This window comes from Vibrio tritonius (assembly GCF_001547935.1).
Classification (GTDB): domain Bacteria; phylum Pseudomonadota; class Gammaproteobacteria; order Enterobacterales; family Vibrionaceae; genus Vibrio; species Vibrio tritonius.
In genome coordinates, this window is sequence record NZ_AP014635.1 from 2,569,524 (window position 1) to 2,590,620 (window position 21,097).

The 21,097-nt window shown below is 44.7% G+C and carries 17 protein-coding genes and 1 pseudogene; 8 read left to right on the top strand and 10 right to left on the bottom strand.

The window, feature by feature from the left end:
* Window positions 1–405 precede the first annotated feature (405 nt).
* Window positions 406–4,299: a phosphoribosylformylglycinamidine synthase gene (gene purL / locus JCM16456_RS11405; protein WP_068714417.1), complete on the bottom strand. Its 3,894-nt coding sequence runs from the start codon at window positions 4,297–4,299 to the stop codon at window positions 406–408.
* A gap of 473 nt (window positions 4,300–4,772) precedes the next feature.
* Here purL and mltF point away from each other — a divergent pair.
* Window positions 4,773–6,225: pseudogene (gene mltF, locus JCM16456_RS11410) on the top strand (membrane-bound lytic murein transglycosylase MltF); the annotation flags it as partial.
* Between the two features lie 483 nt (window positions 6,226–6,708).
* The gene (locus JCM16456_RS24330; RefSeq protein WP_263646973.1) at window positions 6,709–6,837 is read left to right on the top strand and encodes a hypothetical protein; all 129 of its coding nucleotides are present in this window, start codon (window positions 6,709–6,711) and stop codon (window positions 6,835–6,837) included.
* Between the two features lie 88 nt (window positions 6,838–6,925).
* Here the strand turns inward: JCM16456_RS24330 and tadA are convergent, their stop codons facing one another.
* Both tadA and JCM16456_RS11420 read right to left on the bottom strand, forming a co-directional pair.
* The gene (gene tadA, locus JCM16456_RS11415) at window positions 6,926–7,477 is read right to left on the bottom strand and encodes a tRNA adenosine(34) deaminase TadA (RefSeq protein ID WP_068714422.1); all 552 of its coding nucleotides are present in this window, start codon (window positions 7,475–7,477) and stop codon (window positions 6,926–6,928) included.
* A gap of 80 nt (window positions 7,478–7,557) precedes the next feature.
* Window positions 7,558–8,430 carry a LysR family transcriptional regulator gene (locus tag JCM16456_RS11420; protein ID WP_068714424.1) on the bottom strand — a complete coding sequence of 291 codons (873 nt, stop codon included), beginning with the start codon at window positions 8,428–8,430 and terminating at the stop codon, window positions 7,558–7,560.
* A gap of 138 nt (window positions 8,431–8,568) precedes the next feature.
* On the opposite strand from JCM16456_RS11420, the gene JCM16456_RS11425 reads away from it, so the two are divergent.
* Together JCM16456_RS11425 and fghA are read left to right on the top strand one after the other, a co-directional pair.
* Window positions 8,569–9,696: an S-(hydroxymethyl)glutathione dehydrogenase/class III alcohol dehydrogenase gene (locus tag JCM16456_RS11425; RefSeq protein WP_068714426.1), complete on the top strand. Its 1,128-nt coding sequence runs from the start codon at window positions 8,569–8,571 to the stop codon at window positions 9,694–9,696.
* A 54-nt stretch (window positions 9,697–9,750) separates the two neighbouring features.
* Window positions 9,751–10,605, top strand: coding sequence for an S-formylglutathione hydrolase (gene fghA, locus JCM16456_RS11430; protein ID WP_068714428.1), 855 nt, complete (start codon window positions 9,751–9,753; stop codon window positions 10,603–10,605).
* Between the two features lie 37 nt (window positions 10,606–10,642).
* Here fghA and JCM16456_RS11435 read toward each other — a convergent pair whose 3' ends face one another.
* From JCM16456_RS11435 to JCM16456_RS11450, 4 genes are read right to left on the bottom strand one after another with little or no spacing between them, the layout of a single operon-like run.
* A complete protein-coding gene (locus JCM16456_RS11435) occupies window positions 10,643–11,038 on the bottom strand; it encodes a type IV pilus modification PilV family protein (RefSeq protein ID WP_068714431.1) in 396 nt (131 codons plus the stop codon).
* On the bottom strand, window positions 11,028–11,411 hold the full coding sequence (locus JCM16456_RS11440) for a hypothetical protein (protein WP_068714433.1): 384 nt from the start codon (window positions 11,409–11,411) through the stop codon (window positions 11,028–11,030). Before JCM16456_RS11440 ends, JCM16456_RS11435 begins: the two co-directional genes overlap by 11 nt.
* Window positions 11,398–12,045 carry a PulJ/GspJ family protein gene (locus JCM16456_RS11445; RefSeq protein WP_068714438.1) on the bottom strand — a complete coding sequence of 216 codons (648 nt, stop codon included), beginning with the start codon at window positions 12,043–12,045 and terminating at the stop codon, window positions 11,398–11,400. Before JCM16456_RS11445 ends, JCM16456_RS11440 begins: the two co-directional genes overlap by 14 nt.
* The gene (locus JCM16456_RS11450; protein WP_156430513.1) at window positions 12,026–12,532 is read right to left on the bottom strand and encodes a pilus assembly FimT family protein; all 507 of its coding nucleotides are present in this window, start codon (window positions 12,530–12,532) and stop codon (window positions 12,026–12,028) included. The genes JCM16456_RS11445 and JCM16456_RS11450 overlap by 20 nt, the downstream gene beginning before the upstream one ends.
* 82 nt (window positions 12,533–12,614) lie before the next feature.
* On the opposite strand from JCM16456_RS11450, the gene JCM16456_RS11455 reads away from it, so the two are divergent.
* Complete coding sequence (locus JCM16456_RS11455) at window positions 12,615–13,049, top strand: type IV pilin protein (protein ID WP_068714442.1); 435 nt, start codon at window positions 12,615–12,617, stop codon at window positions 13,047–13,049.
* 140 nt (window positions 13,050–13,189) lie between these two features.
* Here the strand turns inward: JCM16456_RS11455 and dnaJ are convergent, their stop codons facing one another.
* Both dnaJ and dnaK read right to left on the bottom strand, forming a co-directional pair.
* Window positions 13,190–14,344, bottom strand: coding sequence for a molecular chaperone DnaJ (gene dnaJ, locus JCM16456_RS11460; protein WP_068714444.1), 1,155 nt, complete (start codon window positions 14,342–14,344; stop codon window positions 13,190–13,192).
* A 293-nt stretch (window positions 14,345–14,637) separates the two neighbouring features.
* Complete coding sequence (gene dnaK / locus JCM16456_RS11465) at window positions 14,638–16,551, bottom strand: molecular chaperone DnaK (protein WP_068714446.1); 1,914 nt, start codon at window positions 16,549–16,551, stop codon at window positions 14,638–14,640.
* Window positions 16,552–17,159: 608 nt separating this feature from the next.
* Between dnaK and JCM16456_RS11470 the strand changes: the two genes are divergently transcribed.
* Together JCM16456_RS11470 and JCM16456_RS23715 are read left to right on the top strand one after the other, a co-directional pair.
* The gene (locus JCM16456_RS11470; RefSeq protein ID WP_068714447.1) at window positions 17,160–19,256 is read left to right on the top strand and encodes a TonB-dependent receptor; all 2,097 of its coding nucleotides are present in this window, start codon (window positions 17,160–17,162) and stop codon (window positions 19,254–19,256) included.
* A gap of 39 nt (window positions 19,257–19,295) precedes the next feature.
* Window positions 19,296–19,433 (top strand): hypothetical protein, encoded by a 138-nt coding sequence (locus tag JCM16456_RS23715; RefSeq protein ID WP_156430514.1) that lies wholly within the window; start codon window positions 19,296–19,298, stop codon window positions 19,431–19,433.
* A gap of 1 nt (window position 19,434) precedes the next feature.
* Here JCM16456_RS23715 and grpE read toward each other — a convergent pair whose 3' ends face one another.
* On the bottom strand, window positions 19,435–20,055 hold the full coding sequence (gene grpE / locus JCM16456_RS11475) for a nucleotide exchange factor GrpE (RefSeq protein ID WP_068714449.1): 621 nt from the start codon (window positions 20,053–20,055) through the stop codon (window positions 19,435–19,437).
* Window positions 20,056–20,200: 145 nt separating this feature from the next.
* Here grpE and nadK point away from each other — a divergent pair, with 145 nt between their 5' ends.
* Window positions 20,201–21,085, top strand: coding sequence for an NAD(+) kinase (gene nadK, locus JCM16456_RS11480; RefSeq protein ID WP_068714451.1), 885 nt, complete (start codon window positions 20,201–20,203; stop codon window positions 21,083–21,085).
* Window positions 21,086–21,097: the final 12 nt, after the last annotated feature.

A 21,097-nucleotide genomic window follows, 5' to 3' on the forward strand; every position in this document is an offset into this window, starting at 1 on the left:
TTTTTGCGTTATTTTTCTCGGTATTTCCCATCAATTACTGCACAGTGAGAAACCTGACTTGATTTTCTATGCAGCTTGACACACAAATTTACAATCGAGTCATTCTTGCACAGCAATGACGGATTACTTTGACCTTGCTCAAAAAACTCTATCTCAATCAATGAGTTCGGCAACAACCATTAAGTAAATAACTGATTTAAAAGAATTAATTATTTTGATTCTATATATGCGATATTCCTCTAACGTTATTGCTTAAAATTCATATCATTTTCTAATGTGCTTCGATGTAGTGCTTAGATTGCTCATCTACAGCCCTCGATCAGCAACCAAATAAAAAGGCCCTGCCGAAGCAGAGCCTTTAATATCAATCAATTACTTGAACTGACGAGTTGACCAACTAGGTGATTAACCCAGATTCTTACGTGCGTTTTGGAACATACGCATCCAAGCACCGTTTTCACCCCAGTTATCTGGGTGCCATGAGTTCGCAACAGTACGGAATACACGTTCTGGGTGCGGCATCATGATGGTTACACGGCCATCTTGAGTCGTTAGACCTGTGATTGCGTTTGGTGAACCGTTCGGGTTGTTTGGATATTGTTGCGTTACGTTACCGAAGTTATCCACGTAACGAACCGCTACTGTGCCTGATTGTTCAATCGCTGTTAGGTGTGCATCATCACGCACTTCCACACGACCTTCTCCGTGAGAAACGGCGATAGGCATACGAGAGCCAGCCATGCCATCGAAGAAGACAGAATCTGATTTCTGTACTTCAACGAGAGCGAAACGAGCTTCAAAACGTTCTGATTCGTTACGCACGAAACGAGGCCATAGGTCAGCACCTGGGATAAGATCTTTCAGGTTAGACAGCATTTGACAGCCGTTACATACACCTAGAGAGAAAGTATCTTCACGGTGGAAGAAGTTTTGGAACTGTTCACGCGCTTGTGCGTTAAACAGAACAGACTTAGCCCAACCTTCACCAGCACCTAGCACGTCACCGTAAGAGAAGCCGCCACAAGCTACAAGGCCGTTGTACTCATCAAGCACTGCTTTACCAGTTAGGATGTCGCTCATGTGAACGTCAACTGCATCGAAGCCAGCACGGTCAAATGCCGCTGCCATTTCAACGTGAGAGTTCACGCCTTGCTCACGCAAGATAGCCATGCGAGGTTTCGCGCCAGTCGCAATGTAAGGTGCAGCCACATCTTCGTTTACGTCAAAGCTTAGCGACACGTTCAGACCTGGGTCTGTGTTGTCTTTCTTCGCTGCGAACTCTTGGTCAGCACACGCTGGGTTATCGCGTAGTGCTTGCATTTTGTGTGTTGTTTCTGCCCAAATAGTACGTAGTTCAGTACGTGAACGGTCAATCACAACGTCGTTACCAGATTTGATAACGAATGCGTCCGTCGCTTCTACTTGACCAATCACGTGTGAACACGCTTCTAGACCAAATTGCGCTAGAGTTGCCAATACACCATCAAGTTCAGTGTTCGCCACTTGAACAACCGCACCCAACTCTTCGTTGAATAGCGCAGCCAGTGCATCATCACCTAGTTTCGAAATATCCGCTTGGATACCACAGTGACCTGCGAATGCCATTTCCGCTAGCGTTACAAACAAGCCACCGTCGCCTTTATCGTGGTAAGCGATCAGTTTGTCGTTACGAACCAAGGTTTGGATAGCGTTGAAGAAGCCTTTAAGCTGTTCTGCGCTGTCTACGTCTGCTGGTTTGTCACCAAGTTGTTTATAAACTTGAGCAAGAGCCGTTGCACCTAGACGGTTTTTGCCGTTACCTAGGTCGATAGCGATTAGGCTGGTCTCACCTTTGTCAGTGCGAAGTTGTGGTGTCACAGTCTTACGCACGTCTTCAACGCGAGCAAACGCTGTAATCACAAGAGATAGCGGGGAAGTCACTTCTTTCTGTTCGCCGTTCTCTTCCCACTTGGTCTTCATCGACATTGAATCTTTACCTACAGGAATCGTTAGACCCAGTGCAGGACATAGCTCTTCACCTACTGCTTTAACCGCTTCGTACAGACCTGCATCTTCACCAGGGTGACCTGCTGGAGACATCCAGTTTGCAGAAAGTTTGATGCGTTTTAGATCGCCAATGTCAGTTGCTGCCATGTTAGTTAGCGATTCCGCTACCGCTAGACGAGCAGAAGCACCGAAGTCTAGCAGAGCAACCGGAGTGCGCTCACCCATTGACATCGCTTCACCGTGGTAAGTGTCGTAACTTGCTGCAGTTACCGCACAGTTCGCCACTGGCACCTGCCAAGGACCGACCATTTGGTCACGAGCAACCAAGCCCGTTACGCTGCGATCACCGATAGTGATAAGGAAGGTTTTCTCAGCAACAGCTGGAAGACGCAGTACGCGATCAACTGCTTCGTTGATTTCGATACCTGAACGGTCAACTGCCGTGCCAGTTACTTTCGCCGTAGTGGCTTCACGAGACATTTTTGGCGGCTTGCCAAGTAGAATGTCCATTGGCATGTCGATTGGCGTATTGTCGAAGTGTGAGTCTTCTAGAGTTAGATGACGCTCTTCTGTTGCCGTACCAACCACTGCGTATGGTGCACGTTCACGTTTACAGATCGCGTCGAAACGTTCCATGTTCTCTGGCGCAACGGCCAACACATAACGTTCTTGAGATTCGTTACACCAGATTTCTAGTGGGCTCATGCCTGGTTCATCGTTTGGCACGTCACGTAGTTGGAATTTACCACCACGGCCGCCATCATCGACAAGCTCTGGTAATGCGTTAGAGATACCGCCCGCGCCCACATCGTGGATAAACGCGATTGGGTTCGCTTCACCTAGCTGCCAACAACGGTCGATCACTTCCTGACAACGACGTTCCATTTCTGGGTTTTCACGTTGAACAGAAGCAAAATCCAAATCTTCAGCAGATTGACCAGACGCCATTGAAGACGCAGCGCCACCGCCAAGACCGATGTTCATTGCAGGGCCGCCAAGTACGATTAGGCTTGCACCAACAGGAATCTCTTTTTTCTGTACGTGTTCATCACGGATGTTACCCATACCACCAGCAATCATGATTGGCTTGTGGTAACCACGAATTTCTTCACCAGCGTGAGAAGTTACTTTTTCTTCGTAAGTACGGAAGTAACCCAATAGGTTTGGACGACCAAATTCGTTGTTAAATGCCGCGCCGCCAAGAGGGCCTTCTAGCATGATATCTAGCGCATTAACGATGCGACCAGGTTTACCGAAATCGCTTTCCCAAGGTTGAACAAATTCTGGAATACGTAAGTTCGATACAGAGAAACCAACCAAGCCTGCTTTTGGTTTACCACCGATACCCGTTGCGCCTTCATCACGGATTTCGCCGCCTGAACCAGTCGATGCGCCCGGCCATGGAGAGATAGCTGTTGGGTGGTTGTGCGTTTCCACTTTCATCAAGATGTGCGCATCTTCATGGTGGTAACCATATTCGTTGCTGTCTGGGTTCGGGAAGAAACGACCCACTTTAGAACCTTCCATCACTGCCGCGTTATCTTTGTATGCAGATAGCACGTAGTCTGGGTGAGTTTCCATGGTGTTCTTGATCATTTTGAACAGTGACTTCTCTTGCTTCACGCCGTCGATAGTCCAATCTGCGTTGAAGATCTTGTGACGACAGTGCTCTGAGTTTGCTTGAGCAAACATCATCAGTTCGATGTCGTTCGGGTTACGACCCAGTTTAGTGAAGTTCTCTACTAAATAGTCAATTTCGTCTTCAGCAAGAGCCAGACCGAGGGAAACGTTTGCTTCTTCAAGCGCAACACGACCGCCGTTTAAGATATCAACCGGAGTCAATGGTGCTGGTTCTGCGTGGCTAAATAATGCTTCAGCCGCTTCAAGTTCAGTAAATACCACTTCCATCATACGATCGTGGATCAGTGCTTTCACAGCTTGAACTTGTTCATCAGTCAGCGGTTGCTCTGATTCAATGTAGTAAGCCGTACCACGTTCTAGACGCTGTACAGAAGCTAGACCACAGTTATGAGCAATATCAGTAGATTTAGAAGACCAAGGAGAGATTGTACCAGGGCGTGGCGTTACAAGAAGCAGTAAACCTTGTGGTTCATGCTCTTGAATTGTTGGGCCGTAAGTCAATAACTTCGCTAGTTTTTCGAGTTCTTGACTGTCCAGATCTGCGCTAAGGTTCGCAAAATGCATAAACTCGGCATAGATGTTGGTCACAGGCAGATTTTGTTCACGACAAGTTTCAATCAGTTTGCTGACACGAAACTCAGAAAGAGCTGGGGAACCACGCAAAATTCTCATGTGCTTAGGTCTCTATTAACTAGTGTGTGAGATAGATATTGGAATAAACTTAATAATTACAGTTGGTTACTGCTCAATAATTAAACTTATACCAATTTCAACTCTGGATTGCGTGCGCATTATAGAGGATTTTTTTTTGTGACGTAACACCAAAAGCAACCGTTTGCGTCATTTTTTTTATGAATTTTGAAATTAACCGCGTTTGATGACAAATAAATACACGCTCCACAGATTTTTTTCTTTTGTTGCTTTTACACAATCCTTGTTAGCGCGGGCGTTACACCCTAGCTTACTTAAAAAACAAATCCCTAAGTGCGAAAATGGACACATCTCATGCAACAGAAAGTGCCCAAAACGATGGTTAATAGGTATAATTACCCAAAACAGATGGCGTATTGGTTTGTCAAAACTTTGCCAGAAGCACCGCCTTTATCAATGATAGGGCCACCACCGCTGTAAGAGAAATTGTATTAATGACAAAGCTTTCTTCCGATACTTTAAGTCGTAGTCTATTGTTCCTTTTTGTAGCTATTCTACTATCTGGCTGCCAAATTGACTCCGATCCCAAAAGCGAATTAGAGCAAATTCGTGAACGCGGGGTATTGCGTGTTGGCACCTTAAATAACCAGCTTTCGTACTATATTGGTCCCGATGGTCCTGCAGGGTTAGACTACGAACTAACTCGTGAGTTCGCACGAGAACTTGGGGTAAAACTTGAGATAAAACCTGCTTACCGCCTATCGAGCTTATTTCCTGCGCTAAAAAATGGCGAGATCGACATTATTGCCGCAGGTCTAAGCCAATCAGAGCAACGTGTTAACGATTTTCGAGCAGGTCCTGCGTACTATTACGTATCGCAACAATTAGTTTATAAACAGGGGCAATGGCATCCGCGCAATATAGAACAATTAATAGCCAAACAAGAACAGCTCTTTAAAGAGACTGAGTACAAACCCATTTTAAGTGTGGTGGAAGATTCTCATTTTGAGACAACGCTACACGACCTAAAACAGACTTACCCTGATTTTCGGTTCCACATCGACCAAGATTCGGACATTAACGATCTGTTAAAACAAGTCTCCGAAGGTGAGCTCATGTTTACCATGGCCGACTCGGTACAAGTATCCCTTGCGCAACGTATTTATCCTGATTTAGCCGTTGCGGTTGAGATGACAGAAGACCAACCTATCTCTTGGTTTATGCGTCGCTCAGACGATGAAAGTCTTTATGCCTTAATGATCGAATTCTTTGGCGACTTAAAACAGTCAGGTTATTTAGCCTCATTAGAAGAGAAATACATTGGCCATATCGGTACGTTCGATTACGTGGATACTCGCGCACTGATTCGTGCACTAGATACGCGTCTAATGAAATGGGTACCCCTATTTCAAAAATACTCTGGCGAATTTGACTGGCGTTTAATTGCGGCTGTTGCCTATCAAGAATCCCACTGGAACCCTAGAGCCAAATCGCCAACTGGGGTACGTGGAATGATGATGCTTACACTGCCCACAGCACGCAGTGTCGGAGTGGTGAATCGACTTAACCCTGAACAATCGGTTCGAGGTGGGGTTGCGTATTTACAACGTATGGTTAGTCGTATTCCTGATTCGATACCAGAACATGAAAAAATTTGGTTTGCCCTCGCCTCCTACAACGTCGGTTATGGTCATATGATGGATGCAAGACGCCTTACCAAGCTGCAAGGTGGCGATCCAAACTCATGGGGTGATGTTAAAGATCGACTACCACAATTGCGTCAGAAAAAATATTTCCGCCAAACACAATACGGTTACGCACGCGGAGATGAAGCGCTCATGTATGTAGAGAACATCCGTCGCTATTATCAAAGCATTATTGGTCATATGGAACGACGCCAGATAATAACCGGCGATGACAGTACAGATGACTTGACCGTTATCAATGTTGCAACCCCATTGTCGGCCGACGACCAAGTACTAAGTGATAATAATCTTCCAGTTAAGTCAAAACCGACTGAAGATGTGACAAATAGCAAGAAAGCCAAATAAAGACGCCGACTGTAACGAAATTATCACTTGATCTTTATCGGGAAAACCCATAAAACTTAGGTGAGCTCGTAAGAAATTGTTTTCTATTTTTGAACATCTTACGAGCTTATCGTACCAACGATAGATAATCACCAACCTGTTCAGTTACTCACTGTATGAAACCGTACGGTTTTACTGTTTGTTATACGTCCTTTGAATAATAAGTCCGATAAACATACAGACGAAACCTTAGCGTTATCACTCATAAATCTGGCATAGTCATCACCTGAAACAGACGATATGGCGTAGAAAAGACAAAGCGCCACAGGAGAGACTAAGTAAAAGATGATAACTGCACAGATTCGCGTCATATCTGTTATTACATAAAGGAGGTTGTTTTATGTTAAGACGTAGACAATCAAAACTCTTCAATAAAGCCATATCAGCTAACCGACGTCGTCGCATGCTAGCGAACAATAAGAAAAAAGTGATTGCTCGCCATCGTGCTTTTGTTCAGTTTATTTGCTGATATTTATAGAAATGCAAACATCTACACACATCATAACGTAGATGTTTGCTTATATTCCCTTCTTCATTTCCCTAATTCGCTACTTCCCTTATTTGTTACTTCTCTGCGCTATAACGTTTACATTGCCTTCAGCGTTTTTCTTTGCTTGGCGTTCCGCTTTAATCTCTTTACGACGACGTTGAAAAAACGCTTGCAACTGTGCTCGACATTCCGCTTCTAAAAGGCCTGCTTCAACAGTGGCGTAGTGATATGACGCCTGACTATCAAAAAGATTGAGTACAGTTCCCGCGGCTCCTGCTTTCAGATCGGGCGCGCCATACACAATCCGTTTAACACGACTATGCAATAAAGCCCCTGCACACATAGGACAAGGTTCAAGAGTGACGTATAAGGTGGTATCGAGTAACCGGTAATTTTGTAATGCTTCCCCTGCCGCACGCAGCACTTGAATCTCTGCATGAGCCGTTGCATCATGATTGCCAATAGAACGATTCCAACCTTGCGCGATGATTTCCCCCTCTTTCACTAACACCGCGCCCACGGGCACTTCGCCTTCACTTTCAGCATGCGCAGCCAATTCCATCGCATGGCGCATAAATGCTTCGTCTTCAGCGGTAAATGAGGCTTGGTAATCAGTCATAACACTCTCTCTTTGATTGGCGCGGCATTATAGCCAACTCCGCCTATGACTTCGAGATTCATTGTCTCGATTGTGGCAACTTATACGGTAAGATGCTCAGCGAGGTAATCCAGCATCAAACGCACTTTAGGTGATAATAAGCGTTTTTCCGGATAAAGCGCCCAAACCCCTTCCCGATCATCTTTTAAATGAGTTAACACCTCAACTAAGCGCCCAGTTTGTAAATGTTCTTTCACGTAATAATCCGGTAGTTGAGTCAACCCCATCCCTTTTAAGGCCGCATCTAACAATACAAAACCACTATTGCACGCAATACGCCCACTTACTTTTAACGTTCTTGCTTGGCCGTCAACTTTGAAACGCCAGTGATCATAGGTTCCCACCAAACATTGGTGATGATTGAGTTCAGATAAAGTATGCGGCACACCATAATGAGACAAATACTCAGGTGTTGCACAAACGTACAATTGTCGCTTACATAATTTGCGTGAGATAAAACTGGAATCACCTAACTGACCTAATCGAATAGCAACATCAACCCCTTGCTCAATCAAATCAAGTTTACGGTTGGTTAGCACCAGCTCTAACTCCAATTCCGGATAGAGCTGTAAAAAATCGTGCAATAGTGGTGCGATTTTACGCTCCCCGTAAGTCACTGGAGTGGTGACTTTGAGCTTACCTTTCGGTGTTGCTTGCATTTGCGTAACTGCAAGTTCAGCTTGGGCTAAGCCCTCCACCAGCGAACGGCAGTGCTGATAATAGAGTTGCCCAGCTTCGCTTAACGACACCTTGCGGGTGGTACGCTGCAGTAACTTGACACCCAAGCGCTGCTCTAGGGTATTCACACGACGACTCACATTGGCAACCGATGTGGCTAAGCGTTGTGCCGCCAAGGTAAAACTGCCCGTATCAGCGACCATGACAAATTCATTCACCCCATCCCAATTTGCCATCACACACCCTTATTATTACAAAATCGTAAAAGTAATTCTTAATTTAACCTAATTATCATTCAATTTGAAATAACTATACTCATTGAAACGCGAGAACTTGCCTGTTCTCCCACTACATAACGCCATGAGGGAATACTGATGTCACAAGATAAATTCATCAAATCACGTGCAGCCATTGCTTGGGGTCCTAAAGAACCTTTAAAAGTAGAAGAAGTCGACGTAATGTTGCCACGCAAAGGTGAAGTCCTAGTTAAAATCGTTGCTAGTGGTGTTTGTCACACCGATGCTTTCACTCTTTCTGGTGAAGATCCAGAAGGCGTTTTCCCAGCGATTCTCGGTCACGAAGGTGCTGGTATTGTTGAAATGGTTGGCGAAGGCGTCACCAGTGTTGAAGTTGGCGACCACGTTATCCCACTTTACACCGCAGAATGTGGCGAATGTAAATTCTGTAAATCAGGCAAAACTAACCTATGTTCAGCGGTTCGCGAAACACAAGGTAAAGGTTTAATGCCAGACGGTACCACGCGTTTCTACAAAGATGGTCAACCTATCTTCCACTACATGGGCTGTTCGACTTTTTCTGAGTACACCGTACTTCCAGAAATCTCCCTAGCCAAAGTGAATAAAGAAGCCCCACTTGAAGAAGTGTGCCTATTAGGTTGTGGCGTAACGACAGGTATGGGCGCAGTGCTCAACACCGCAAAAGTTCAAAAAGGCGATACGGTGGCTATTTTTGGGCTTGGTGGCATTGGTCTATCCGCAATTATCGGTGCGCGTATGGCGGGCGCAGGTCGTATCATTGGTATCGATATCAATGAAAGCAAATTTGAACTTGCGACGAAGCTGGGCGCAACCGACCTAATTAACCCACAAAAATTCGACAAACCAATCCAAGAAGTGATCGTTGAGATGACCGATGGTGGCGTAGATTTCTCCTTTGAATGTATCGGTAACGTCAATGTGATGCGTCAAGCTCTGGAATGCTGTCATAAAGGTTGGGGCGAATCTGTGATCATCGGTGTTGCGGGTGCAGGTCAAGAGATCTCAACTCGTCCATTCCAATTGGTGACTGGTCGTGTATGGCGTGGTAGCGCATTCGGTGGCGTAAAAGGCCGCTCACAACTTCCAGGAATCGTAGAACAGTACCTCAACGGTGAATTCGGTCTGCAAGAGTTTATCACTCATACCATGAGCCTTGATGAAATCAACGACGCATTTGAACTGATGCATAAAGGCGAAAGTATTCGCTCTGTGGTTCACTACTAAGCTATCGAAAAACACAATGGCGGCACTGCAAGAAGTGCCGTCAGAGGAGAAACAATGGATATGATCAATCTTAGTCAAACCAAAGTCTTTGGCGGCTGGCACAAACAGTATCAGCACACCTCTACCGTGTTAAATTGCGATATGCGTTTTGCGATTTTCCTACCGGAAACGGCAGGCCCTACATCACCCGTTCCCGTTTTATACTGGTTATCAGGCCTAACCTGCACCGATGAAAACTTCATGCAAAAAGCAGCAGCGTTCAAAAAGGCAGCGGAATTAGGTATCGCAATTGTTGCGCCAGACACCAGCCCTCGCGGTGAAGGCGTGCCCGATGATCCAGACGGAAAATATGACTTTGGTTTAGGCGCTGGCTTTTATCTTAATGCCACCCAAGAACCTTGGAAAAAGCATTATCAAATGTATTCCTATGTGGTTAACGAACTGCCAGAGTTAATCGAAACCTACTTTCCAGTGACACCAGATAAAGCGATCTCTGGGCACAGCATGGGCGGCCATGGAGCATTAACGATTGGCATCAATAACCCAGAAGATTATGTCTCTATCTCTGCATTTAGCCCTATTTGTCATCCAAGCATTGTTCCTTGGGGTGAAAAAGCATTTCGTCACTATTTAGGGGAAGATAAAACCACTTGGCAACAGTATGACGCGGTATCTTTAATTAACCAACACCCGGTCACAACTCCTATCTTGGTTGATCAAGGTGATGCCGACGGTTTCTTGCATGAGCAGCTAAAGCCAGAAACATTGGTAGCAGCAGCAAAAGCCAATAACGTTCCTCTCACTCTCAGAATGCAACCTGGCTACGACCACAGCTACTTCTTCATTCAAACCTTTATAGAAGAACACTTAGAGTTTCATGCTGAGCACCTTCGTCGAGATGCTTGGTAAGCCATATAGAAAAGGCACGCCTCCATTATAAACATGTTCAATCTGAGGTGTGCCCTCTTCGACTAAATTGGGAGAAAAAAGTCATGCTCTGCTCTTTGCCACTGCGCTCTTGCCAAGATACCGACATTTCGACATTTTTCACTAACCCACTGAGCTGAGATTCGACTTGCCAACTCACAACATAGCCATCCACTTGCTCCTCTCCATCCCCCCACCTCAGCCAAACATCTTCACTCACTTCAGGTAATTGCCATAAACGCCACTGCTGCAATTTTTTCTCCGCCAAAGCCTGCGCCGCAATAGCCTGGCGGGCATACTGACTGTGCTGCTGCAAATAAAGATGGGCTTTCATTAAGGTGAGCAAGGTGACCGAAATCAAAGTCATGCTCACCAACACTTCAATTAAACTCAAACCGCGCTGCTTATGGTTCATAGTAACCGCCACTAATCAGGCTCGCTTGCCCACGCTGTATACGTAATGTTTGAGTAAGAGTCACCGACTCAAACCGGCTGGTGAGAATACCTTGCTGGCCATTCACAACCCACCTTACTTCACTCACCTTCTCTGTATCTCGAACGCGACAAAGCTCAAAAGAGCTCACAAAGCTATTCTCTTGCACCAACGCCAATGCACACTCCAACTGCCCAGCGGCACGCCAGTAATGCAATTTAGCTTGTGATAACTGATGCACCTGTTTTAATTGATAAAACTGCATTTTGTAAGCCGTGGCAGTAAACATAAGCATCACCGAAATTAAACTTACGACCAGTAATAACAACGCTGCCCCCGATTCATTTCGTTTCATAGTTGTTCACCACAACAGTTCGAGTCAATGTATAGACGAATTGCTCATTACGACTATCCGCCACCTGCAGTGTGATGCGCCATAACACAGCGGAGCCATACGCTTCTTGATGTGCAGAAAATTGCTTTACCGCTAACGCGTTAGGGTCAAAGACCGAATAGCAAAGACTATCCCGCGTTGATTTGGCAGCCGAGGTCAGTGTCAAAGGTTTATTCGAGCGCTTCTCACAGGCAATAAGACGATTGCCTTCCAAGGTATACACCAAATGAAAATACGCACTTGATCTGGGCTGATTGGGGTCTTGATAAATAAGTCCCAACTGATGTAAGTCATCACGCCAAATCACCGACAATGTACTTTGCTGAAAGTAACTAGGGTGAGCAGAAAAATGATGATAGCCGGCCCTGCGCATATCTTGGCTTACTGACTGTAAAGCGGTTTCAACCGAACTTTGGAGCCTCAGCGGCTGATTCACCGCCTCCATTCCTCGATAAGACTGAACCAAAAAAGCACTGAGGCTACCCAGCGCCAAAGAACTAATCACCACCACAAGCAACATCTCGAGTAACGAAAACCCTTTTCTTGATAACCTTGTGCTCCAACCGTTTGGTTTGCTAGCAAGCGGAGTAGCCATAAGCCGCGCCTTTGATGCTGCATACCCGAACACGTCCTGCCCCATAAGAGGTGATAAGTTTTAACCCTTGGGAAAGATCCGTATTGATCGTCATGATCAGGCTACCATTACTGATTTTGCCTCTCTCTCCCAATAACAGAATACGGTCATCTCGATAATTGACTTGCAACGACACCAATGGAAATCGCTGCCCATTAAGTACCAGCACTCTAGAATCGTCCTGCCCTATCAAATCTAACGACCACTCACCCGCTTCATTTGTGCTTTGAATATCAATCCACATGGAGGAGCGGTGACTGTGAGCAATTGATTTGGCCGTTTCGACAAAACTCTGTAATTCTTGTCCCGCACTTTGTATCTGCTGTGAACGTTGTGTTGTTATCGCATAACCAAAGCCAATACCCAGCAAAATACCAATGATGACTAATGAGGTAAGCAGTTCTAATAAACTAAAGCCGCGACACATTTCCCAAAAATCTCCCAACACAGTTCATCTGAATGATCTAAAGTTGTCTGAGATTAACAGCGCCGATATGGACAGTGCGCTGGAATAAAGGGGATGACTGGACATGATTCTAAAAAAACCATGTAACCTACAATCACGCTCAATAACAGGTATGACATTGCTCGAATTACTGATCGTAGTCAGCATAATTAGTGTGCTCGCCTCAATTGCTTACCCTAGCTATAGCCAATACGTGAAGGAAAGCTATCGAAAACAAGCACTCACCGATATGGCTCGTATCCAGCTCTTTATCGAAGAGCATCAGCTACAAAACGCAGCTTTACGTGAAATTAGTGACAATGGGGTATGCAACGATTTTTGCCAAAGCGATCCACATCGTTATCGCATCTCACTCAACATGATAGCCAATCACTATGTGATTACAGCAACGCCGCAACGAGACAGCGGTCAGGATGAAGATACGTGCCAAGGCCAGGGTTACACCAAATTGACTTTAACCGATACGGGATTAACCACACCGCAAGCGTGCTGGAAATAACGGCAAACCAGTTCAAGCCCACGGTGACGCTCGTTAACAGATTGAGATACAAAAAAATCGGCCTCAAACACATTTGAGGCCGATTTAAAATAGACTTACCGTTAACCCAAAAGCATGGATTAAATAGGCAAAATTACGAATTAACTGGTTAGATCGTCAAAGAATTTCTTCACACCTTTGAAGAAGCCTTCCGACTTGGGTTTGTGCTTATTGCCGTCCTCCCCCAAGCAAGAATCCTCCAATTCACGAAGTAATTCTTTTTGACGTGCACTCAATTTAACGGGTGTTTCTACTACCAATTTCACAATCAAGTCACCAACCGCACCGCCACGTACGCTCTTCACGCCTTTTCCGCGCATACGGAACATACGGCCAGTTTGTGTTTCTTCAGGCACTTTCAAGTTCACACGGCCATCTAATGTTGGAACTTCAACATCACCGCCTAGCGCTGCCATACCAAAGCTAATTGGCACTTCACAGTACAGGTTGCTACCGTCGCGTTCAAAAATCGCATGCTCTTTAACATGAACTTGAACATATAGATCGCCCGCAGGAGCGCCTTGCTCTCCTGCCTCACCTTCGCCAGCAAGACGAATGCGGTCACCGGTGTCGACACCAGCAGGAATTTTAACGTTAAGTGTTTTGGTTTTCTGTTTGCGACCTTCGCCATGGCATGAATCACATGGGTCTTTAACAATCTTGCCTTTACCATGACAGGTTGGACAGGTTTGTTGAACCGCAAAGAAACCTTGACGCATTTGTACTTGACCATGGCCATGACAAGTTGGACAAGTTTGTGCAGAAGAACCTTTCTTCGCACCTGAGCCATGACAAATATCACACTCAACCAGTGTTGGTACTTCAATTTCTTTATTACAGCCACGAACCGCTTCTTCTAAAGTCAGTTCCATGTTGTAACGCAAGTCTGCACCGCGCTGTGGACGATAACCACCACCGCCGCCGCGACGACCGCCACCAAAAATATCACCGAATACATCACCAAAGATGTCGCCGAAATCAGCACTGCCGCCACCACCGAAACCGCCGCCGCCAAAGCCACCAGCACCTTGCTCAAATGCAGCATGGCCGTATTGATCGTAAGCCGCTTTTTTCTGGGCATCGGTCAGAATTTCGTACGCTTCTTTTACTTCTTTAAACTTATCCGCAGCACTTTCATCACCCGGATTGCGGTCTGGGTGGTATTTCATAGCAAGGCGTTTATACGCCTTTTTGATATCGCGCTCTGAGGCATCACGGCTAACGCCTAATACTTCGTAAAAATCACGTTTTGACATGTTCTTAGTCACCAATTATTACTGCAAACGGGCTATACCGCTCGGTGTTTGTATTGATATAGATAAAGCACATAACCCATTGATTAAATTAAAACTGAGCTATTGCAATTAAAATGCTTCGCCTTATCTATAGCCACACTATGTGGACAAACATACGGGCGTCAGAGTCACCTCAAACGCCCGCATCAAACTTCTTCGCTTCTTGCTTATGGCAAGGAGTGATTCGAAGCAGAAACCTGTTTTACCAGATAAGCCCATCAGGGCTTATCTGAACAAGCGTCTCGTATTAACGATTATTTTTTGTCGTCGTTAACTTCTTCGAATTCAGCATCAACAACATCATCATCAGCTGATTGAGATTGTTGACCTGCTTCAACACCTTGTTCCGCTTGAGCTTTTTGCTGAGCGATTTCCATCAGTTTTTGAGATGCTGTCATTAGAGCTTGAACTTTCGCATCGATTTCAGCTTTGTCTGAACCGTTACGTGCAGTTTCTAGTTCTTTAATAGCAGCTTCAATTTTCTCTTTTTCTTCTGCTGGAAGTGCATCACCCGCTTCAGTCACTTGCTTGTTAGTAGCGTGAATGATTTGGTCTGCTTGGTTACGTGCAGTTGCTAACTCTTCGAATTTCTTATCTTCTTCTTTGTTAGCTTCTGCTTCTTGAACCATTTTCTCGATATCTTCATCACTTAGACCGCCAGAAGCTTGAATTGTGATGTTTTGTTCTTTACCTGTTTGCTTATCTTTAGCAGACACGTGAAGGATACCGTCCGCATCCAAGTCGAAAGTAACTTCGATTTGTGGTGTACCACGAGGAGCAGGGTTAATACCTTCAAGGTTGAACTGACCAAGAGACTTGTTGAAAGACGCTTGTTTACGTTCACCTTGCAGTACGTGAATCGTTACAGCACTTTGGTTGTCATCTGCAGTAGAGAACACTTGGTGCGCTTTAGTTGGGATAGTTGTGTTTTTCTCAATCAGTTTAGTCATCACACCACCCATGGTTTCGATACCAAGAGATAGTGGAGTTACGTCAAGAAGAAGAACGTCTTTCACGTCACCAGCTAGAACACCACCTTGAACCGCTGCACCAACAGCAACCGCTTCATCAGGGTTCACGTCACGGCGAGCTTCTTTACCGAAGAATTCAGCAACCGCTTTTTGCACCATAGGCATACGAGTTTGACCACCCACTAGGATTACGTCAGTTACTTCGCCTACAGACAGACCAGCATCAGCTAGAGCCACTTTCATTGGTTCTAGAGAACGTTGTACTAGGTCTTCTACAAGAGACTCAAGTTTCGCACGAGTCACTTTGATGTTCATGTGCTTAGGACCAGTTGCATCAGCAGTGATGTAAGGTAGGTTTACATCAGTTTGTTGTGCTGAAGACAGTTCGATCTTCGCTTTTTCTGCAGCTTCTTTTAGACGTTGCATTGCTAGCGGATCGTGTTTAAGGTCAATACCTTGTTCTGCTTTGAACTGTTCAACTAAGTAGTTGATCATGCGAGTATCAAAGTCTTCACCACCTAAGTGAGTGTCACCGTTGGTAGAAAGAACTTCGAAAGTTTTTTCGCCGTCAACTTCATCGATTTCGATGATTGAAATATCGAATGTACCACCACCAAGGTCGTATACAGCGATAGTGCGGTCACCGCCTTTTTGGTCAAGGCCGTAAGCAAGAGCAGCAGCTGTAGGTTCGTTGATGATACGTTTAACTTCTAGACCTGCGATACGACCAGCATCTTTAGTTGCTTGACGTTGAGCATCGTTAAAGTAAGCAGGAACAGTGATTACTGCGCCAGTTACTTTCTCACCAAGGAAGTCTTCTGCTGTTTTCTTCATTTTTTTCAAAACTTCAGCAGAAACTTGTGGTGCAGCCATTTTTTCGCCGCGAGCTTCAACCCATGCGTCACCGTTATCAGCTTTTACAATTTTGTAAGGCATGATTTCGATATCGCGTTGAACTTCTTTGTCTTCAAAACGACGACCGATCAAACGCTTAATTGCAAATAGCGTGTTTTCTGGGTTAGTAACAGCTTGACGTTTTGCAGGTTGACCAACCAGAGTTTCACCATCTGTATAAGCGATGATGGAAGGAGTTGTACGTTCACCTTCAGCGTTTTCGATTACGCGAGGTTTGTCACCATCTAATACTGCAACACAAGAGTTAGTAGTACCTAAGTCAATACCAATGATTTTACCCATCAGGCTATCTCCGAATAATTCTATTGTTCGTTTGGCTATATCCCCAACATGGGGATGGAGAATGGGCTTTTAACCCTTACTCACAAACTAAACTTTTTCAAGTTTGCTTCTCTATGCCCCTTAGATTAGGGCGTAAATATTCTTTTCAAGGGAACTTTTGAAAAAAAATACAAATTAATGATTTTTTTCTGTTGCTAAAGGCCCAAATGCCGCATAAATCACCACATCGCCTTTACCATTCCTGCTTGGTTAGCCATTAAATGGGGATAGCCAGTTTTATTTACAATCCTTTTCCAAACAAAAAATCACACTTTTTAATAATAAAGAGTGATTGAACGGTATATTTTTCAATCAAACCACTGCCTAAACACAATTCAAACCCACCTTCCCATCACCAAATATTATTAATTAACATTGAACAATCACTTTTGGCACGTTTTTGTAAACATCTGATAGCATAGAAAAACCACCCAGTCGTGATCCAGCCCACACAACACTATCGATTAATTGTGTAAAGAATCAAATTACAAAAATACTATTGATAACAATTCTCATTAGTCTTAGCATTTGGAACTCAATAATGATCACATTGTCAAAGGCCGTCTATTATGAATCAATCTATTAGCTCCTCATCTTTTGGGAAGCCCAATTATCTCAAGTTAGTTATTGCAACTGTTTTAGGTACTGCACCTCTTTTCTACTCTTCTCTTGCAGTGTCTGCTGAAACGACGCCAGAATCGAAAGCGCAAAGCATGGAAACCATCACGGTTACAGGTGAAAAGGTCAATCGTAGCTTAAAGAAAACAACGACTGCAGTTTCTGTCATTGATTCAGACCAATTTGGCAATGGTCAATACAGCAAATTAAACGATTTGGTAACCATTTCTCCAGACGTTATCTCTGAAGGTTTTGGGTCAGTCAGTATCCGTGGTATCAGTGGTACAGGTGCAGCAACTGGCCAATATGCTTATATGACAGGTAGCCGTTCTCGTATCGGAACCATCGTTGACGGCGTTACCCAGCGCTGGACTGGTTATGCATATTCTCCAGCTGGGTTGTGGGATGTAAAACAAGTTGAAGTCCTACGTGGCCCTCAATCTACCTCTCAAGGTACCAATGCCATCGGTGGCGCGCTTGTGTCTACAACCAATGATCCAACTTACGAGTACGAAGCAGCAGTTCGCGGCGGTTTAGAAAACTACGAAAACGGTAACTTCAAGAAAAACGCTGCAATCATGTTCAACGCACCTATCATTGATAACGAACTCGCAATGCGTGTCGCTGTTGATGGTCTTAAAGGTGAAGGTTGGATGAACTATGAAGATGAATCGACATCAACCAAAGATGTTGATCCAAATGATTCAGAAAACTTGAATTTACGCACCAAGTTACTTTGGGAACCAGCTTCAATCCCAGGTCTTTCTGCCAAGTTGACCTACAACTACCACAAGTACAAAGGTGAATTCCTCACATGGGTAAACGACAGTGATGACGATTACGGCTCACAAACACTGACGCTACTAGATAATAATAAAGGTGGTAACACTCGGATTCAGGATACCGACGTACACTCTATTGCGGCTGACGTTAACTACGACTTTGATAACGGCATTCAAAATAACTTCCATGCTGATTATCAAGTAAACAACATTAATTTCTTCCAATATCCAAAAGACTCAACTACGTTGGATAACGATCTCAAATCATTTGAAGTCGACAACCGTGTTTCTTTCTCTTTCCCTGCTTCAGCTTGGTCGGGCATGGTTGGCGTTTATTTAAACCACGAGAAGAACGACTTCACAGTTGATAACCCTGCATCATCAACAACAACTTACCTAAGTAGCGCCAAAACTAATGTTTACGCAGTATATGGTGAAGCGACTTACGCCCTAACTCCAGTATGGAACTTGATTGGTGGTGGTCGTTTGGAACATAACACGATTGATCGTGATATGACCTTCCACAAAAGCGCTGATGAATATCTAAATCAAGACGATAGCGATACCGTATTCCTACCAAAAGTAGGGGCAACTTACGACGTAACAGAAAGCACAACGTTGGGTGCCAACATTCGCCGTGGTTACAACGCAGGCGGTGCTGGTTTGAACATGACAAGCTTCGAATACTACGCGTTTGACAAAGAAACCGTATGGGCTTATGAACTAAGTTCAAGAACTCAATTTGGCAACCGAGCTTCTCTTGCGGCTAACTTGTTCTACAACGATTACGATGGCTACCAAGCTCAATCAAACTCTGAAATCACTAACGTAGATTCAGCTCACACATACGGTTTAGAACTTGAAGGTAACTTCTGGGCGACGAACAACCTAATGTTGCGTGGTAATGCAGGTTTGATGAATTCTAAAATCGATTCCGACACAGATAGCCTAGGTGACACACTACCTAACACACCTCACGCCAACGTTGGTCTTGGCTTTACTCAATACATCGGTGAGAATTTCTCATTTGGTGCTGACGCGAAATACGTTGGTGAGTACTACTCTGACCTAGACAACGACAGCGAATACAAAGCAGGCGACTATGTAACAGCAGACGCTCGACTACAGTACATTTGGGGTGACCTGACTATTGACGGTTACGTGAAAAACCTAACTAACGAAGACGTGGTGCTCTATGTGAACAACTACCGCGCTTCTGTAGGTCAAACTCGTACTTACGGCGTAAACCTTACTTACAAAATGTAATTAATTGACTGCCTGTCAATAAAACACAAGGCGACTGCAATGCAGTCGCCTTTCTTTTTTCCTGAAGAGTCACTTCGCGCTAAGCGCTATTTCAGCCCAAAGCTAGCGATGAACATCAAAATAGAAAAAAAGCTGGGACACTCCCAGCTTTATTATTATGAAAGCTTATCTGGTTAGATTATTTAGAAACCATAACCATTGCAGGACGAATCAAACGACCGTTCAACTCATAACCTTTTTGCATCACAAACATCACCGTGTTTGGCTCGTGATCGGCACTTTCTTGAATTGACATCGCTTGATGCAATTCAGGGTTGAATGCTTCACCTTCAGGGTTGATCACTTTAAGGCCGAACTTACCGATAACATCAGCGAACGTTTTATGAGTCAGTTCAACACCTTCAAGCAAAGGCTTAACCGCTTCATTCTCTGTATCGGCAGCTTGAATAGCACGCTCAAGGTTATCAATAACCGGTAGCAGTTCTTCAGCAAAACGGTTCAATGCGTATTTACGAGCTTTATCGATTTCCTGCTCTGAACGACGACGCATATTTTCTACTTCAGCTTTGGCGCGCAAAACAGAATCTTGTTGTTCTTTTACACGCTCTTCGCTGCTTAATAAAGCCGCTTCAAGCTGAGCAATTTTCGCTTCTTGTTCATCTAGAACTTCGCCTTCTTGGGCGTCGTCATTTTCATTCCACTCGATATCGGCATCGGTACCTACGGCTTCAGCTTCTACTTCAACCGCTTGCTCTTGCTGTAGCTCTTCTTCTTGAATCTTTTTTTCTTCGTTGCTCATGATATCTCCAGAATTCCACACTCTATTGTGGTGAGGGATTGAATTCTCGTCTGTTTCGTGACACAAAAATTCGCATAAAAGTATAACTTGCCCTTATTATGGGGATGAAGATTTCTGATTCAAGCCTAATTAGGTTGGAAAACACATGAAAAAACCATTTGAAGTGATCGCCATCATAGGTAAACCACGTGATAAACAAGCAATTCAGACCCACAAAGAGCTTTATCAGTGGTTAACTTCTCTTGGCTATCCCGTATTTATCGATGACCGTTTGGCCGAGATTTTACCGGAAATACCAGAGACTCAATTTGCCACTCTTCTCGAACTAGGCAAAAAAGCAGACCTTGCTATCGTTGTTGGTGGTGATGGTAACATGCTTGGCGCAGCACGTGTCTTATCACGCTTTGACGTGTCCGTGATTGGCGTTAACCGTGGCAACTTAGGCTTTCTTACCGACCTCACCCCTGATGACGTGTGTGGTGGCTTACAGCAAGTCCTCAATGGCGAATACATAGAAGAAACGCGTTTTCTTCTTGAAGCTGAAGTCCATCGCCATGGTCAGATTAAAAGCCACAATTCTGCATTAAATGAAGCCGTACTCCATCCAGGTCAAATCGCCCGCATGATCGAGTTCGAAGTGTACATCGATAATAACTTCGCATTCTCGCAGCGCTCTGATGGCTTGATCGTTTCAACACCAACAGGCTCAACAGCCTATTCCCTCTCTGGTGGTGGTCCTATCTTGTCGCCAAGCCTGAACGCCATCACTTTAGTGCCGATGTTTCCCCATACGCTTTCTTCTCGACCACTCGTTGTGGACGGCAAGCGTCGTATCAAGTTAGTGGTATCCCCAACTAACTCATCAAATCAAGAAGTGAGCTGTGATGGGCAAGTGACACTTCCAGTATCTCCTGGGGACGAAGTGCATATTTATCAGAGTCCTAATGTACTGAAACTGATACATCCTAAAGACTACAACTACTATCACGTGTTAAGGAATAAGCTGGGGTGGTCGAGCAAGCTCTTTTGATAAATCTCACAT

Bases quoted from the DNA above. Each gene is read 5' to 3' on its own strand.
- purL (WP_068714417.1), bottom strand. From the start codon at position 4,299: ATGAGAATTTTGCGTGGTTCCCCAGCTCTTTCTGAGTTTCGTGTCAGC.
- JCM16456_RS24330 (WP_263646973.1), top strand. From the start codon at position 6,709: ATGTTAAGACGTAGACAATCAAAACTCTTCAATAAAGCCATATCAGCT.
- tadA (WP_068714422.1), bottom strand. From the start codon at position 7,477: ATGACTGATTACCAAGCCTCATTTACCGCTGAAGACGAAGCATTTATG.
- JCM16456_RS11420 (WP_068714424.1), bottom strand. From the start codon at position 8,430: ATGGCAAATTGGGATGGGGTGAATGAATTTGTCATGGTCGCTGATACG.
- JCM16456_RS11425 (WP_068714426.1), top strand. From the start codon at position 8,569: ATGTCACAAGATAAATTCATCAAATCACGTGCAGCCATTGCTTGGGGT.
- fghA (WP_068714428.1), top strand. From the start codon at position 9,751: ATGGATATGATCAATCTTAGTCAAACCAAAGTCTTTGGCGGCTGGCAC.
- JCM16456_RS11435 (WP_068714431.1), bottom strand. From the start codon at position 11,038: ATGAACCATAAGCAGCGCGGTTTGAGTTTAATTGAAGTGTTGGTGAGC.
- JCM16456_RS11440 (WP_068714433.1), bottom strand. From the start codon at position 11,411: ATGAAACGAAATGAATCGGGGGCAGCGTTGTTATTACTGGTCGTAAGT.
- JCM16456_RS11445 (WP_068714438.1), bottom strand. From the start codon at position 12,045: ATGGCTACTCCGCTTGCTAGCAAACCAAACGGTTGGAGCACAAGGTTA.
- JCM16456_RS11455 (WP_068714442.1), top strand. From the start codon at position 12,615: ATGATTCTAAAAAAACCATGTAACCTACAATCACGCTCAATAACAGGT.
- dnaJ (WP_068714444.1), bottom strand. From the start codon at position 14,344: ATGTCAAAACGTGATTTTTACGAAGTATTAGGCGTTAGCCGTGATGCC.
- dnaK (WP_068714446.1), bottom strand. From the start codon at position 16,551: ATGGGTAAAATCATTGGTATTGACTTAGGTACTACTAACTCTTGTGTT.
- JCM16456_RS11470 (WP_068714447.1), top strand. From the start codon at position 17,160: ATGAATCAATCTATTAGCTCCTCATCTTTTGGGAAGCCCAATTATCTC.
- JCM16456_RS23715 (WP_156430514.1), top strand. From the start codon at position 19,296: ATGCAGTCGCCTTTCTTTTTTCCTGAAGAGTCACTTCGCGCTAAGCGC.
- grpE (WP_068714449.1), bottom strand. From the start codon at position 20,055: ATGAGCAACGAAGAAAAAAAGATTCAAGAAGAAGAGCTACAGCAAGAG.
- nadK (WP_068714451.1), top strand. From the start codon at position 20,201: ATGAAAAAACCATTTGAAGTGATCGCCATCATAGGTAAACCACGTGAT.